The 13,876-nt window shown below is 46.6% G+C and carries 13 protein-coding genes; 8 read left to right on the top strand and 5 right to left on the bottom strand.

Translation table 11 applies throughout. The annotated features are described in order from the left end of the window. Nucleotides 1-44: 44 nt before the first annotated feature. The 3 genes from AAHN97_RS21945 to gldA all read right to left on the bottom strand — a co-directional run bounded on the left by AAHN97_RS21945 (nucleotide 45) and on the right by gldA (nucleotide 2,732). Nucleotides 45-365, bottom strand: coding sequence for an FtsB family cell division protein (locus tag AAHN97_RS21945; protein ID WP_343304237.1), 321 nt, complete (start codon nucleotides 363-365; stop codon nucleotides 45-47). Between the two features lie 95 nt (nucleotides 366-460). After that, entirely contained in the window at nucleotides 461-1,753 is a 1,293-nt protein-coding gene (gene eno / locus AAHN97_RS21940; protein WP_343304236.1) for a phosphopyruvate hydratase, read from the bottom strand. A 76-nt stretch (nucleotides 1,754-1,829) separates the two neighbouring features. Beyond that, nucleotides 1,830-2,732 carry a gliding motility-associated ABC transporter ATP-binding subunit GldA gene (gene gldA, locus AAHN97_RS21935; RefSeq protein ID WP_343304235.1) on the bottom strand — a complete coding sequence of 301 codons (903 nt, stop codon included), beginning with the start codon at nucleotides 2,730-2,732 and terminating at the stop codon, nucleotides 1,830-1,832. 340 nt (nucleotides 2,733-3,072) lie between these two features. On the opposite strand from gldA, the gene AAHN97_RS21930 reads away from it, so the two are divergent. The 5 genes from AAHN97_RS21930 (at nucleotide 3,073) to AAHN97_RS21910 (ending at nucleotide 8,229) form a co-directional block, all read left to right on the top strand. Continuing rightward, on the top strand, nucleotides 3,073-3,729 hold the full coding sequence (locus AAHN97_RS21930; protein ID WP_343304234.1) for a hypothetical protein: 657 nt from the start codon (nucleotides 3,073-3,075) through the stop codon (nucleotides 3,727-3,729). Between the two features lie 2 nt (nucleotides 3,730-3,731). Further along, nucleotides 3,732-4,718, top strand: a complete 987-nt coding sequence (locus AAHN97_RS21925) for a hypothetical protein (protein WP_343304233.1) — start codon at nucleotides 3,732-3,734, stop codon at nucleotides 4,716-4,718. A 100-nt stretch (nucleotides 4,719-4,818) separates the two neighbouring features. Continuing rightward, nucleotides 4,819-6,585: an OmpA family protein gene (locus AAHN97_RS21920; RefSeq protein ID WP_343304232.1), complete on the top strand. Its 1,767-nt coding sequence runs from the start codon at nucleotides 4,819-4,821 to the stop codon at nucleotides 6,583-6,585. Nucleotides 6,586-6,643: 58 nt separating this feature from the next. Continuing rightward, nucleotides 6,644-7,426 (top strand): ABC transporter permease, encoded by a 783-nt coding sequence (locus tag AAHN97_RS21915; RefSeq protein WP_343304231.1) that lies wholly within the window; start codon nucleotides 6,644-6,646, stop codon nucleotides 7,424-7,426. Then, a complete protein-coding gene (locus AAHN97_RS21910; RefSeq protein WP_343304230.1) occupies nucleotides 7,426-8,229 on the top strand; it encodes an ABC transporter ATP-binding protein in 804 nt (267 codons plus the stop codon). Before AAHN97_RS21915 ends, AAHN97_RS21910 begins: the two co-directional genes overlap by 1 nt. A 788-nt stretch (nucleotides 8,230-9,017) precedes the next feature. Here AAHN97_RS21910 and AAHN97_RS21905 read toward each other — a convergent pair. Next, nucleotides 9,018-9,425 (bottom strand): DUF4332 domain-containing protein, encoded by a 408-nt coding sequence (locus tag AAHN97_RS21905; protein ID WP_343304229.1) that lies wholly within the window; start codon nucleotides 9,423-9,425, stop codon nucleotides 9,018-9,020. A gap of 128 nt (nucleotides 9,426-9,553) precedes the next feature. On the opposite strand from AAHN97_RS21905, the gene AAHN97_RS21900 reads away from it, so the two are divergent. Both AAHN97_RS21900 and bcp read left to right on the top strand, forming a co-directional pair. Then, complete coding sequence (locus AAHN97_RS21900; RefSeq protein ID WP_343304228.1) at nucleotides 9,554-11,242, top strand: peptidoglycan DD-metalloendopeptidase family protein; 1,689 nt, start codon at nucleotides 9,554-9,556, stop codon at nucleotides 11,240-11,242. A gap of 5 nt (nucleotides 11,243-11,247) precedes the next feature. Beyond that, nucleotides 11,248-12,552: a thioredoxin-dependent thiol peroxidase gene (gene bcp, locus AAHN97_RS21895; RefSeq protein ID WP_343304227.1), complete on the top strand. Its 1,305-nt coding sequence runs from the start codon at nucleotides 11,248-11,250 to the stop codon at nucleotides 12,550-12,552. Between the two features lie 96 nt (nucleotides 12,553-12,648). Here bcp and AAHN97_RS21890 read toward each other — a convergent pair whose 3' ends face one another. Beyond that, entirely contained in the window at nucleotides 12,649-12,828 is a 180-nt protein-coding gene (locus AAHN97_RS21890) for a hypothetical protein (protein ID WP_343304226.1), read from the bottom strand. Between the two features lie 184 nt (nucleotides 12,829-13,012). Between AAHN97_RS21890 and AAHN97_RS21885 the strand changes: the two genes are divergently transcribed. Then, complete coding sequence (locus AAHN97_RS21885) at nucleotides 13,013-13,519, top strand: hypothetical protein (RefSeq protein WP_343304225.1); 507 nt, start codon at nucleotides 13,013-13,015, stop codon at nucleotides 13,517-13,519. The last annotated feature ends 357 nt before the right edge of the window (nucleotides 13,520-13,876 follow it).

The raw sequence follows: 13,876 nt of genomic DNA, 5'->3' as shown, positions 1-13,876 counted from the left end.
TTAACAAAGCCTTAAGAGGATAATGGGGCTTGGGAACCAATAAATTAGTCGATTTTGGGCTTTGGCTCGGGGATAATGAACAGATCCTCATCTTCTTTTTTCATCCGGTACTGCTCCCGGGCAAATTTCTCCAGTTTTTCGGGGCTGGACAGTAATTCGAACTGGTCCTGGCGTGCTCTGTCTATTTCCTGCTTGTAAAACGCCTTCTGACCCTCCAGTTTGTTCTCTTCTGAACTCAGGGTGAATTGGGTGAAAACGTTGTTCCGGTCCACAAAAAGTAACCAGACCACAAAAAGCACCCCGCCTACAATATACTTGTTACGCAGGATGGCAGGTACTTTTTTAAAACGCTTCAACAGGTCCATATTCACAAAGGCTGATTTGGTATCCGGGTACTGGAAGACCAGTACCCGGAAAAATTTGTATTGACCACTAATTAATAACGTAGTGATACTAAAAATTACTTCTTACCAAATTTAATTGAATTTTTCGGATAATAAGCGCTGGTATCCAGCAGTTCTTCAATCCTCAAAAGTTGGTTGTACTTAGCCATACGGTCTGTACGGCTGGCAGAACCGGTTTTGATCTGACCGCAGTTCAGGGCTACTGCCAGGTCTGCGATAGTAGTATCTTCAGTTTCTCCTGAACGGTGGCTCATGATGGAAGTATAACCAGCTTTTTGTGCCATGGAAACCGCATTGATGGTTTCTGTGATGGTACCGATCTGGTTAACTTTTACCAGGATGCTGTTCGCAATGTTCTGGTCAATACCTTGTTTCAGGCGTTTTACATTGGTTACGAACAGATCGTCACCCACCAGCTGTACATTAGCACCGATAGATTCAGTCAGTTTTTTCCAGCCGTTCCAGTCATCTTCAGCCATACCATCTTCAATGGAAACGATGGGGTATTTTTTAGACCACTCTGTCCAGTAAGCTACCAGTTCATCACTGCTGATGATCTTCTGGGTGCTCTTATAGAACTTGTAAGTGTTGTCTTTATCGTTATACATCTCGCTGCTCGCAGCATCCAGGGCGATGCCGATCTGGGAACCTGGTTTGTAACCAGCTGCTTCAATAGCCTGCAGTACAGTTTCGATCGCTTCTTCGTTGCTTTGGATCTCAGGTGCAAAACCTCCTTCATCCCCAACGTTAGTGCTGTAACCTTTCTTTTTCAGTACAGATTTCAGGTGGTGGAAAATTTCCACGCCCCAGCGGAGGCCTTCAGAGAAAGTTTCTGCGCCCACCGGAACGATCATGAATTCCTGGAAGTCGATCTTGTTATCAGCATGCGCACCGCCATTCACGATGTTCATTAAAGGCAAAGGTAAAGTGGTAGCGTTTACGCCACCCAGGTAACGGTACAGGGGTAAGCTAAATGCTTCTGCTGCTGCTTTCGCAACGGCCATACTAACCGCCAAAGTTGCGTTGGCACCCAGTTTGGCTTTATTTTCAGTCCCATCCAGATCAATCAGCACTTTGTCAACACCAGCCTGGTCGCTGATATCCCAGCCGATCAGTTCATCAGCGATCACTTCATTAACATTCGTAACAGCTTTGATCACACCTTTACCTAAGTAGAAGCCTTTATCGTTATCGCGGAGTTCAACAGCTTCGTGTTTGCCGGTAGAAGCTCCGGATGGAACGGCGGCCCTTCCTACATGGCCATCTTCTGTAGTTACATCAACCTCAACCGTTGGATTTCCACGGCTATCTAAAATCTGTCTGGCGTGGATCTCTGAAATGATACTCATGGGTAAAATTTTTATGTTTTATTCTTAAAAAATACCAACTCACGGCAAATGGCGTCTCCCCATTCACACGGCACCACTAATTTGTCAACTCCTTAAACACATCTTCCAGGCTTTGCGAATTGCTCTGCAAAGAAAGGATGTTCCGGTTATTAATCAAAGAGAATTGAAGCAGGTTTTTGCGGACGGTTTCTGCATCTGTCGTGTATAATCGCCAGATATGACCCTCAGCAGCCACTGCGCGGGATACGCCGGGTAATTGTTCCAGCTCTTCCAACGCAACAGCTTCCCCAAAAGTAACCTGAATATAACCCTGCGAACCCTGCTGAAGGGAACTCAGCGGCCCGTCTGCTATAATATTGCCCTTATTGATAATGATCACCCTGCTGCACATCGCCTCCACTTCCTGCATAATATGGGTGGATAACATCACCGTTTTATTTTCTCCCAGGTTCCTGATCAGGTTCCGGATCTCCGCTAACTGATTGGGATCCAGCCCGGAAGTAGGTTCATCCAGGATCAGTATTTCCGGATCATGCAAAAGCGCCTGCGCCAGGCCCACACGTTGTTTGTAGCCTTTACTAAGGGCTCCTATCTTTTTATGCTTTTCCGGTGTAAGTCCCGTCAGGCCTATCATTTCTGTGATGCGGGTACCAGAGATCTTCCCCAGTTGATGCATACCCGCCATGAATTCCAGGAACTCCCGTATATACATATCCGGGTAAAGGGGATTGGCTTCCGGGAGGTAACCCACGCGCTTCCTCACTTCCATCGGCTCCTTCACCACATCAAAACCGCAAACGCTTACCTGTCCCGCACTGGGAGGGAGGTAGCCGGTAATGATCTTCATGGTAGTGGATTTGCCGGCGCCATTAGGACCTAAAAAGCCTGCAATCTCACCTTTCTGCAGCCCGAAAGAGATGCCGTCCACTGCTTTTTGCTGGCCATACAGCTTACTAAGTTCTGTTACAAGGATGGACATGGATAGTTTTTGCGTTGGCTAAAGTAAGCGAAAAAAAATAGTTAACCGTTAATTCCAGTGCCCCCGGAATGCAAATTTTCGAACACGCAGGCTTGCGGAATAATGGATATATGACTAAAAGCCACTGTAGTTAACGGATTTCAATTTAAACGCAGCCCCCACGCAGCCCCAAAAATTGCCATATGTGGAAAAATGTGTAATTTTACGTCTTCAATCAATACCGCAATGTAGTACACACATATTCATTTCTTTTTACTCTGGTTGTTTCACAAACAACTGCACGAGTTCTTAGTGTGCTTCTTTTTTCCAACAATCAATTTACCCTTTACACACACAAGCAATGACAAACTTTCTTAGGAAAGCGTTGGGCATTTTCGTTGAATTTGACCCCGATGCTTCACAGACTGGCAAGCCCGGAGGGGATTCCCTTGCCCAAAAATTTCCGCTGAGCGGCCCAAAAACCGCCACCGCGAATATCACGGCTGAAGAACTCGACAAGTTCGAGCAACACTTCTCCCGGTTATTTGAAAGCAGTAATCTGCCCGGACCCGATTATTTCGAGTTCTGGAAGATGATGGAAACACTGGAAACGCACGTGCCAGACGACAAAGCACGTATAGGGGCAGTTTTTGCCACCCTCAGTATCCAGGGCCTCACAAAGGATAAACTGCTGGAAACCGCTACCCTGTATAAAAGCATGGTGGAAAAAGACCGGGATGAATTCGACAAAGCCGCTGATGATAAAGCGAAACAGGAGATCCAGGGAAGAGTACAGCAAATTGCTGACCTGGAAAAAACCATCGCTGAACATTCGCAGAAGATCCAACAGCTCACACAGGAAATTACCAGTGCCCAAACCAGTATGAAAGAACTGAAAGGCCAGGTATCCGAACAGGAGCAAAAGATTGCCAGCAGCCGGCAGGGGTATGATGTAGCCTGCCAGGCCATGATCACTAAAATTCAGTCAGACATTCAATTCATTCAAACAACCCTTTAATTATGGACACTCAATTCTTCCCTGCAGAATCAGGCCAGAAACTGAAATCCTACTGGAACCGCCCTGGTGGCAAATTCGGTATCGTTATCGGACTCGGTTTATTGGTGCTGATCGGTTACTATGTGATCCCCATCCTCACAAATGTGGTATGGAACACACTCAACTTCGGCATCGCATTGGTATGCCTTGGTTTATTCCTCTATACAGTAACACACCGCAAACTGCGCCTGAGCTTATTCTACCTGTATGAATGGCTCATGAAAAAACTCGTAGGTGTGGTGATCGAACTGGACCCCTTCCTCATTGCCGAAGATTATATCGGCGATATGGAAGAACAACGCGAAAAACTCTACAAGCAATCCATCGAAGTGGATGCCCAGAAAGAGAAGATCGACCTGAAGATCGATGAAAAGGAAAAAGACATGGCACAACTGATGAGCCGCGCAAAAGCCGCACAGAGCAATAACATGCTGCCTGAGCTGGGAAATGCTACGCGCCACATTGCCCGGATCAAAGAATACATCATGCAACTCACACCCATCCGCGATAACCTTGCCCGTATCGGTGACTACCTCACCAAAGTACACAAGAACAGCGGATACATGATTGAAGACGCACGTAATGAACTGGAACTGAAAAAAGATCTCTACAAATCTGTTTCTTCCGGTAACAAAGCCCTCAGCTCTGCATTGAAGATCTTTAACGGTGATCCCGAAAAGAAACTGATGGTGGAACAATCTATGGAGTTCCTCAAAGAAGATATTGCCACCAAGTTGAGCAGTATGAAAAAAGCCATCAGCTACTCTACAGACTTCATGCGCTCTATCGACCTCGATAACGCAACTTATGAGCTGCAAGGACTCACTATGCTGGAATCCTTCAATCCCGATACGGAATTCAAACTGGACGTGAAAAAGTGGGAACCCAATACCACACCACGTAAGCCCGGACAATTACCAAAAGATAATTATAACGATCTCCTGAGCTGATAACCATCAACATAAATGCATGGATAGCCATACGTATGCACCGTATACTAACGTGTATGAATAAACGAAGTGTATTCTTAAACCTATAAATATTTATAACATGGCAATTAAAGTAAAACCAGGGGGTAAAGTCCTGGGTATCGTTCTCCTCCTCGGAGCAATCTATGCTGGTAAAGTATTATGGTGGGACAAGCGCCCCCAGGAAGCAAAAGCGGCTGCCGAAATCGGTAAAGTTGCACTGCCGGATGCGCCCGAAGCATCTTTAAGCAGCAATGCTGCAAAACTGCCACTCCCCGGCGCAGAAGAATCTGCAAACGGCGGAACCAGGATCAGCTGGAAGATCATGGCCTGGAACTCCCAGTTTCCATTGATGTATGCCAATGGTGGCCCGAAAACTACCAAAGGCTCCCTGGTCGATAAAGCGAACCTGGAGATCGAAATAGTTCGCCAGGACGATTGTAACAAATCCATTGCAGACGTGGTGAAGTTTGCACAGGACTATAAATCAAATCCCAACACCCCCGGCGTGTTCGCTTCCTTCATGGGAGATGGTATGCCCATGTTCTTTGCCGCACTGGCAAAAGAACTGGAGCCACTGGGCCCTGAATACCAGCCCGTTGCTTTTTACACCATGGGTAAAAGTTATGGTGAAGACAAACTGATGGGCCCCGCAGAATGGAAAGTAGATCCTAAAAACGCACTGGGTAAAACAGTATCCTGCGTAATGAGGGACGGTGACATGAACATCCTCGTGAAATGGGCTGGCGACAATGGCCTGCGCGTAAACCCGGATGAAACCACTTACGATCGTAACGCCATCAACCTGATCGCTGCGAACGACTTCCTGGATGCCGCCAATAAATACATTGCCGGTTACACAGAAGGCCGCAAGCTCGTAGTAAATGGTAAGAAGATTGCAAAAGACACCACTGTTGGTGTAGACGGTGTTGCCACCTGGACGCCGGGTGACGTAAACATCGCCCAGAAAAAAGGTGGTCTGATCAACATCGCCACTACAAGAGAGTACGCATCCCAGATGCCGAACATCTCTATCACCATCAGGAAGTTCGCCAATGACCACCGCACGGACATTGAGAACCTGATCATGGCACTCGCACAAGCCGGAGATCAGGTACGTTCTTTCACAGATGCCAAGCAATTTGCGGCAGACATTTCCGCCAAAGTATACAACGAACAGAACGGTGCATACTGGCTGAAATATTACAACGGTGTGGAAGAAAAAGACGCGCAGGGCATCAACCTGGCATTGGGCGGTTCCATGGCCTTCAACTTAGCAGACGCTGCTAACATGTTCGGCCTCGGAGATGATAAACTGGACCGTTACAAGATCGTATACGGCACCTTCGGCGACATCCTCGTAAAGATGTATCCTGAACTGGTACCCACATACCCTGTGTACAACAAGGTAGTAGATAAATCCTTCCTGGCTTCCGTAGTGAGCAATCACCCGGAACTACTCACTGGTACTGCTATCAAAGAGCAGTACGCTGCAGAGATCACCAAAGAAGTGTCTTCCAGATCTGTACAGGTACAGTTTGAAACCGGCAGCGCCGTGATCAGACCTGAATCTTACAGCACACTGGACGATATCCTGAAAAGCGCCGTGGTGGCAGAAGGGCTGAAACTTGGTATCTATGGTCACACAGACAATGTTGGTAACGAAACCGCCAACCTCAAACTCTCCAACGACCGTGCAGAGTCTGTAAAAGCTTACCTCTTAAGCAAAGGTTTAGCTGCTGCAAGGCTGGAATCCAAAGGTTTTGGTGCAGCCAAACCAATAGCAGAAAATGCAACTGCGGAAGGCCGTGCACAAAACCGCCGCGTACAGATCGTATTGGGTAACTAATGTTCATATCAAAGGTCAGCGCTTGCAAAAGTGCTGGCCTTTGCAATCACCAAATGGCATGGATAAAATAAAAGCATTTTTTGAACCGCTCCGTATACTGGATAAACGAGCCATGATGCTGCTCGTGATCGCAGAAGTGATCATGGCAGTATTGCTCTGGCAGTTGAGTGGAGGAGGCCTGATACCAACGCCTGCAAAGGTGTTTTCAGCTATCGGCACCATTTTCAGCTATCCGGATTTTATAGATAACCTCTTTGCAAGTTTAACGCTCACCATCAAAGGAATGTTCTTTTCGATAGTGATCGCCCTGTTCATCAGTTATCTGTCCATCGTGCCCGTGTTTCAGCCTATAGCACGTTTTATCGTAAAGTGCCGGTATCTCACATTAACCGGTCTCATCTTCCTGTTCACACTACTCACCAGCAACGGTCATCAATTAAAGCTGAGCCTGCTGATCTTTGGTATTGTGCCCTTCTTTGTTACCTCCCTGCTGTCTGTGATAGAGAACATCAACAAACAGGAGTTTGAATTATGTACCACTTTAAGGATGAACAAATGGCAGCAATTATGGGAGGTGATCATCATCGGCCGTCTCGACCAGGTGTTTGAGGTAATGCGCCAGAACTTTGCTATCGCATGGCTGATGATCACATCTGTAGAAGGTTTGAGCATGAGCGAAGGTGGGTTGGGCGTAATGCTCATCAAAGCAAACAAATACGTGCAATTGGATATCGTATTCGCCACACTCCTGATCATCTTTGCATTGGGGATCTTTTTTGATTTCATACTGGGCCTCTTCCGGCACTGGTTATTTCCTTACACTAAACTGGAAACCCGCTGATGAACAACTATTCAAAGAACAAAGTATTGCTGAGTGCCGAGAACATTCATCTGCAATACGGAGAGAAAAAGATCCTCCGCGATATCAATTTCAGCATCAAGGATATTCACCGCGAAGGCCTGGAACAAGGCCAGGTAGTGGCTTTGATCGGAAGGAGTGGTATTGGTAAAACACAGCTGTTTAAAACCCTGTCGGGTCTGATCAAACCAACCGAAGGAATAGTAAGGATCGGCGAAGACCAGCATCCCGTAAAAGCAGGCGAGGTAGGTATCGTGCCGCAGAATTACATTCTTTTCAATCACCGCACCATATATCAGAACCTCAGGATAGGCCTGGACAATGGAGAAGTGAAACTCACCGAAGATGAAAAACGCCGGATCATAGAAGATTACGCAAATACCTTTGAACTCACGGAGCATCTGAAAAAATACCCCGCACAGCTCAGTGGTGGCCAGCGCCAGCGCGTAAGTATTATCCAGCAGGTACTCACCGGCAACAAGTTCATTTTATTGGATGAACCCTTCTCCGGTCTGGACATCCTGATGGTGGACCGTGTGATCAGACTGCTGTTGAAAGTGTCTACGCTGAGTGAGCATAATACCCTTATCATTGTGAGCCACGATATAGAAAACGCTACAGCTGTTGCAGACACCGTTTGGGTACTGGGTAATGAGGAAGGCAAACCCGGGGCTACCATTAAAAAAGAATACGACCTGTGCGAGATGGCTCTGGCCTGGAAGCCGGAGATCCGCACAGATCGTAAGTTTGTCGAACTGATCGACGAAATTAAGGAACAGTTGTAGGTCAAAAAAAACTTGAAGAATGGCCACAGGTGACCTATTTAGCCTGTGGTCATTTTATCTTTAAGGAAATAAATGCAATTTGGTAACCAGCTCTTGTTCAATGCTCAGCCGCCGTTGTGTCACTCACTTCAGCGTTTGGTTCTTTGATCGTAGCCGTTGTGTGATTGAAATTTGAAAGCAAATCACAACTGGGCAGCGCCTTTTTTTCTCAACATTCTACGGTATAGGATCCTAAAATTAATGCGTTTAATACAAAAGACTTCATTACTAGCTTTTCCTGCGGCATGGGATTCATTCATTCTTCTTACACGATCAAAACCCTGCTTCTTCTAACCGCAAAATGCCTTTTTATTTTCTTATTACAAAAAAACTCTTTCTTGTGGAAATCCCCCGGCAGCCATCTCTTTAAAAACAAACATCCTCCATAAACATCCTTAAAAAAGCACCTCTCCCTTAAAAAGAAAACCCTCATCCTAAAATAAAAACACCCTCCTCCTCAAAAAGAAAAAACCTCCGCCTTCTGCTGCGCGGCAAGGTCTCCGCAAAAACTCTTCTCCTAAAACAAAAACACCCACCAACCTCACGCTCCTCAAAACCCAAAATAAAAACACCCTCCTCCTCAAAAAGAAAAAACCTCCGCCCTCTGCTGCGCGGCAAGATCTCCGCAAAAACTCTTCTCCTAAAACAAAAACACCCACCAACCTCACGCTCCTCAAAACTCAAAATAAAAACACCCGCCTCCTCAAAAAGAAAAAACCTCCGCCCTCTGCTGCGCGGCAAGGTCTCTGCTAGTGCGTCACAACCGGCTCAAGATCCTTCGCCTGTTCAATCATCTGCGTCAACTCGTTCAAAGTAGGCACCCTGCCACTCAAATTCTTCAAAGCATTCACCTCCGTCACCTTCGCATGCAAATTCTCCGGCACCCTTGTCCTCAACTCCTTCACTGTATCAACTCCAGCTGCCTCCAGCAACTCAGCAAACTGATCCCCGATCCCATTGATCCGCATCAGATCAGCATGATTCACCCAGGTAAGTATCAAAGATTCAGGAATCCCCGTTGTCTCCGTCAGTTTCAACCTGCCGGTACGGGTAGCCCCATCTTCTAATAATTTCTCCACGGTATTAATACCAACACCTAACAGCTTACTCGCATAATTAGGCCCAATGCCCTGGATCTCATGTATCGGATAACTCATCGTTGTTTCAGTTTGTTTGAAGATCGGAAATTAAGGAAAACCCGGAACCTTTGGTTTAAAAATATGTTAATTCACTGATTGACATCGTATTTTTAACGCTGAAGACACATAACTATTACATTTGTAGGATGAAAAGAACGATCGCATTCTTGCTCTTGCTGCCCCAACTCCTGCAGGCACAAGGGTTAGCGGAAAAGCATTATCCCAAAGGATATTTCAGGAATCCGCTGAACGTACCAATAGAACTGGCCGGTAATTTCGGGGAACTCCGACCCAACCACTTCCACTCCGGATTAGACCTCAAAACACAACAACGGGAAAACCTCCCCGTACACGCAGCCGCAGATGGCTACGTAAGCAGAGTAGGCGTATCCCATCTTGGCTTCGGGAATGTATTATACATCACTCACCCCAATGGCTACACTACCGTCTACGCACATCTTAACAGATTTTACCCCCTGGTGGAAGAATACGTAAAAAGAAAGCAATATGAACAGGAAAGCTGGGCATCAGACATTGTGCTGCCACCGGGCCTTTTCCCCGTTAAAAAAGGCGAATTCGTAGCCTGGAGCGGAAACACAGGAGGCTCTGCCGGTCCGCACCTGCACTTTGAGATCCGCGATACTCAAACCGAAAAACCCCTCAACCCCATGCTTTTCGGGTTCAGCATTCCGGATACCCGTGCCCCCGAGATCCAAAGGATAGTGATATATGATCGTAACAAAAGCCTCTACGAACAATCCCCCATAGTTGTTCCCGTAAAGAACACAAAAGCAGGATACGTTGCCACCCGCCCCCTCGTGAAAGTAGCCACAGACAAAGTAGGGCTGGGCCTCAGTGCGCTGGACAGGCAAAGCAATTCCGCCAATCCCAACGGCATCTACGAAGCCATGATCATTCAGAATGGCCAGGTAGACTGCGGTTTCCAACTCGATAATATTGGCTACGATGAAACCCGCTACCTCAATGCCCATATTGATTATAAGATGAAAAAAGGCGGCGGCCCCTACGTACAGCTGTTGTTTGCACTCCCCGGAAATGATCTCGATATTTACCAGGATGTGTCCGGTAATGGTATCATTAATCTGTCCGATAAACAACCCCATCCCTTAACCATCCGTGTAACAGACGCTTACGGAAATACCAGTAATGTGCAGATCACTTTACAGCAGGAGGGGAATGGCGCTGCAGAATCCGTTTGTGCCAATAAGATGTACGCAGATTCAAGGAATATATTTGAAAATAATCAGGTAGAATTTTATCTTGAGGAAGGATCTTTATATGATGAAATTTGTTTCCGGTATCTCGAAATCCCTAACGCCACAGCCTATTCCAGCACTTACCGCCTGCACACGGCACTGGTGCCCGTTCACTATAGCTTTGGACTAAGGATCAAACCAAACCGCCCGGTTTCCGCAGCGTTGCAAAATAAAATGATAATCGTGCGTAAAGGTTTGGGAGAAAGCGTTTCAGCTACTACCTTTGAGGACGGATGGTATAAAGGAACGTTCCGCGATCTCGGAGATTTTTATCTGACCACAGACACGGACGCACCAAGGATCGCAGTCCTCGGCGGTATCAAACAGGGCGCGAACCTATCCAAAGCCGGCAGGATTGCGTTCTCCATGAACGATGCCAGCGGCATTAAATCCTACCGCGCAGAATTAGATGGCAAGTGGATAATGTTTTCCCGCCGCAGCAATGTTTTATCGTATACCTTTGATGAACATTGCCAGCCCGGAAATCATACTTTGACCCTGACGGTAACGGATATCGCCAACAACGAATCGACTTACACATTGACCTTTAAACGATAATTAAAATGACACATCTTAAAGAAGGGGATATAGCACCTTCATTCACAGCCATTGATCAGCACGGTCAAAGCGTATCGCTTGCTGATTTTAAAGGAAAGAAAGTGATCCTGTACTTCTATCCGCACGATATGACCCCAGGCTGCACTACCCAGGCCTGTAATCTGCGGGATCACCACAGCCGTCTACTGAGCAAAGGCTATGTAGTTCTGGGCGTGAGCGAAGATGACGAAAAAAGCCACAGGAAATTCGCAGACGAATACAATCTGCCTTTCTCATTGTTAGTGGACGAAAGCCACGCCATCCTCAACGATTATGGCGTGTGGGGCGAAAAAGAATTCATGGGCCGCACCTTTGACGGTACCCACCGCACCACTTTCCTCATCGATGAAGAAGGAGTGATCGCACACATCATCCACAAACCAAACAACGGCGACCACGCCGCAGAAATAATCGAACTCTGGGAAGGCGATGGCGCTGAATTCAAAACAGAACCCGCTGAAGAAGAAGCTGACGCCCCTGCCGAAGCTGCAGACCAGATGTCTCCCATAGAAAAAGCCGTTCGCGCCTTTACGCCCAAACCACACCCGGTTCCGAAAGTAGAAGAGGAAGCCGCAGAACCAACTGCAGAAGCAGCTCCGGCACCAAAGCCCAAAGCTAAACGTGTGGCCAAACCTAAAGTCAAACCAGCTGCTCCTGCTAAAGTAGAAGAAGCAAAACCAGCCGCTGCCCCTAAAGCAAAAGCGAAAGCCAAACCAGCAGCAAAACCCGCTGCCCAAAAAGCCGCCGCAAAATCTGCAGCCAAAAAGGCCACTGCCAAACCAGCTGCTAAGAAAGCTGCTGCAAAACCTGCAGCAAAGAAAGCCGCCGCTAAAACTGCTCCCAAAGCAAAAGCTAAAACAGCCGCTAAAAAAGCAGCCCCTAAAGCAAAAGCGAAAGCAGCACCAAAGAAAGCCGCTCCTAAAAAAGCAGTAGCTAAAAAAGCCGCACCAAAAGCAAAAGCTAAAGTAGCGCCAAAGAAAGCAGCCCCTAAAAAGGCAGTAGCTAAAAAAGCTGCACCTAAAAAAGCAGTTGCCAAAAAAGCAGCCCCTAAAGCAAAAGCCAAAGCAGCTCCAAAAAAAGCCGCTCCAAAAAAGGCAGTAGCTAAAAAAGCTGCACCTAAAAAAGCAGTTGCCAAAAAAGCAGCCCCTAAAGCAAAAGCGAAAGCAGCACCAAAGAAAGCCGCTCCTAAAAAAGCAGCAGCTAAAAAGGCCGCACCAAAAGCAAAAGCAGCTCCAAAAAAAGCCGCCGCTAAAAAAGGGAAAAAGAGATAATCCTGACCCTTCTTAATATTAAAAGGCCGTATCACCCGATACGGCCTTTTTCATGCCATTTAAGGCCCAGGATCAACAAATGGAATAGCTAAATCATCACTGCTGCCTAATAAGCTGCTTAAGGCACAAAACATCCCCCTCATATCTCTCTGCAGCAATGGCCATGACAAATAACTGCTCCAACTCTTCCGGAGTCAGATCCTCTTTAGTCATCAGCTTAACAATAGCAGCCCTTATTTCATCATAATCAGCAGAAGAACTAATCTCATATTCCATATACGTGCCGTTTAGTTAACCCGCTGCTAATTAATGACTTTAACAGCCACCCCTCCGTTAAAACCTTGTTATCCCCAGGAAGGATATACCGGCTCTTTCCTATAAGTATCCCATATCTTAGATTCGCTTGACATAGGCTTAAGATACGTATTGCTATGTGCAATCTTTGTCTTATCTTAGCGATATGGCAGTATCTGAACATAACGTCATCACAAAAGGCGCCACCGGCACCTTCGGCAAACAGATCGTCTTCCGCCAGCGGAACGGCAAAACCGTGATGTGCAAACCTCCCTGCAAGTATCCTCCCAAAACCGCCACCCAGGTAGCCAACCAGGAGCGCTTCAAAAGGGCCAATGATTTCGCGAAAGCAGCCATCAAAGACCCCGAAAAGAAGGCCTATTATCAATCCATCGCCAAGCCCACCCAAACAGCCTTCAACGCAGCTTTCCAGGATGCTTATAATAAACCTGAAGTAGAAGTAAGTGTAGAAAAAGAAACAGTGATCGTAAAAACAAAAGCTAAACATCGCATTGAAAAAGTAAAGATCATTACCCCAAAAGCAACAGGGTTTGCAGTTTTTAAAAACAACCGCTGGGAATATAAACCTGTAGAACTCCCCTTTACAGTGATCGTATATGACATCGCAGGTAATATCTGCACACAGGAAATAAGTCAGGAAATAAGACCATAGCCCCCATCAGTAATAAATTCCCTTCTGCGTAAATCTAATTCCTGATCATTAAGATCAGCGATAAGGATTCCCTGTACCTTGTGCATACTATTCACACCACATGTGAATTCCCCTTAAGCATCGGCATAAAAGCCAACAACCCCGGCAACAAACAATACCGGGATGGGATGGCTACCCCGGAGTCCAAAAACCGCGCAACCTGATGTTTAAATTCCAATAAAAAAGAGCGCCTCTGATAACAGCAGCGCTCTTCCCATATTATGCCCGGCAAACCCCTACACCAGCGGAAATAAGCATAAAAAAAATTCGTCCGAAAACTGTTCCCTATTGCCTCTTATAACCAATGGGCTAGTTTTT

This window comes from Chitinophaga niabensis, assembly GCF_039545795.1.
Lineage (GTDB): Bacteria > Bacteroidota > Bacteroidia > Chitinophagales > Chitinophagaceae > Chitinophaga > Chitinophaga niabensis_B.
Note: the sequence above shows the minus strand (reverse complement) of the source record. Positions and strands in the feature narration are given on the sequence as shown.

Excerpts from the sequence above, each read along its gene's own strand:
- AAHN97_RS21945 (WP_343304237.1), bottom strand. The coding sequence starts at position 365 with ATGGACCTGTTGAAGCGTTTTAAAAAAGTACCTGCCATCCTGCGTAAC.
- eno (WP_343304236.1), bottom strand. The coding sequence starts at position 1,753 with ATGAGTATCATTTCAGAGATCCACGCCAGACAGATTTTAGATAGCCGT.
- gldA (WP_343304235.1), bottom strand. The coding sequence starts at position 2,732 with ATGTCCATCCTTGTAACAGAACTTAGTAAGCTGTATGGCCAGCAAAAA.
- AAHN97_RS21930 (WP_343304234.1), top strand. The coding sequence starts at position 3,073 with ATGACAAACTTTCTTAGGAAAGCGTTGGGCATTTTCGTTGAATTTGAC.
- AAHN97_RS21925 (WP_343304233.1), top strand. The coding sequence starts at position 3,732 with ATGGACACTCAATTCTTCCCTGCAGAATCAGGCCAGAAACTGAAATCC.
- AAHN97_RS21920 (WP_343304232.1), top strand. The coding sequence starts at position 4,819 with ATGGCAATTAAAGTAAAACCAGGGGGTAAAGTCCTGGGTATCGTTCTC.
- AAHN97_RS21915 (WP_343304231.1), top strand. The coding sequence starts at position 6,644 with ATGGATAAAATAAAAGCATTTTTTGAACCGCTCCGTATACTGGATAAA.
- AAHN97_RS21910 (WP_343304230.1), top strand. The coding sequence starts at position 7,426 with ATGAACAACTATTCAAAGAACAAAGTATTGCTGAGTGCCGAGAACATT.
- AAHN97_RS21905 (WP_343304229.1), bottom strand. The coding sequence starts at position 9,425 with ATGAGTTATCCGATACATGAGATCCAGGGCATTGGGCCTAATTATGCG.
- AAHN97_RS21900 (WP_343304228.1), top strand. The coding sequence starts at position 9,554 with ATGAAAAGAACGATCGCATTCTTGCTCTTGCTGCCCCAACTCCTGCAG.
- bcp (WP_343304227.1), top strand. The coding sequence starts at position 11,248 with ATGACACATCTTAAAGAAGGGGATATAGCACCTTCATTCACAGCCATT.
- AAHN97_RS21890 (WP_343304226.1), bottom strand. The coding sequence starts at position 12,828 with ATGGAATATGAGATTAGTTCTTCTGCTGATTATGATGAAATAAGGGCT.
- AAHN97_RS21885 (WP_343304225.1), top strand. The coding sequence starts at position 13,013 with ATGGCAGTATCTGAACATAACGTCATCACAAAAGGCGCCACCGGCACC.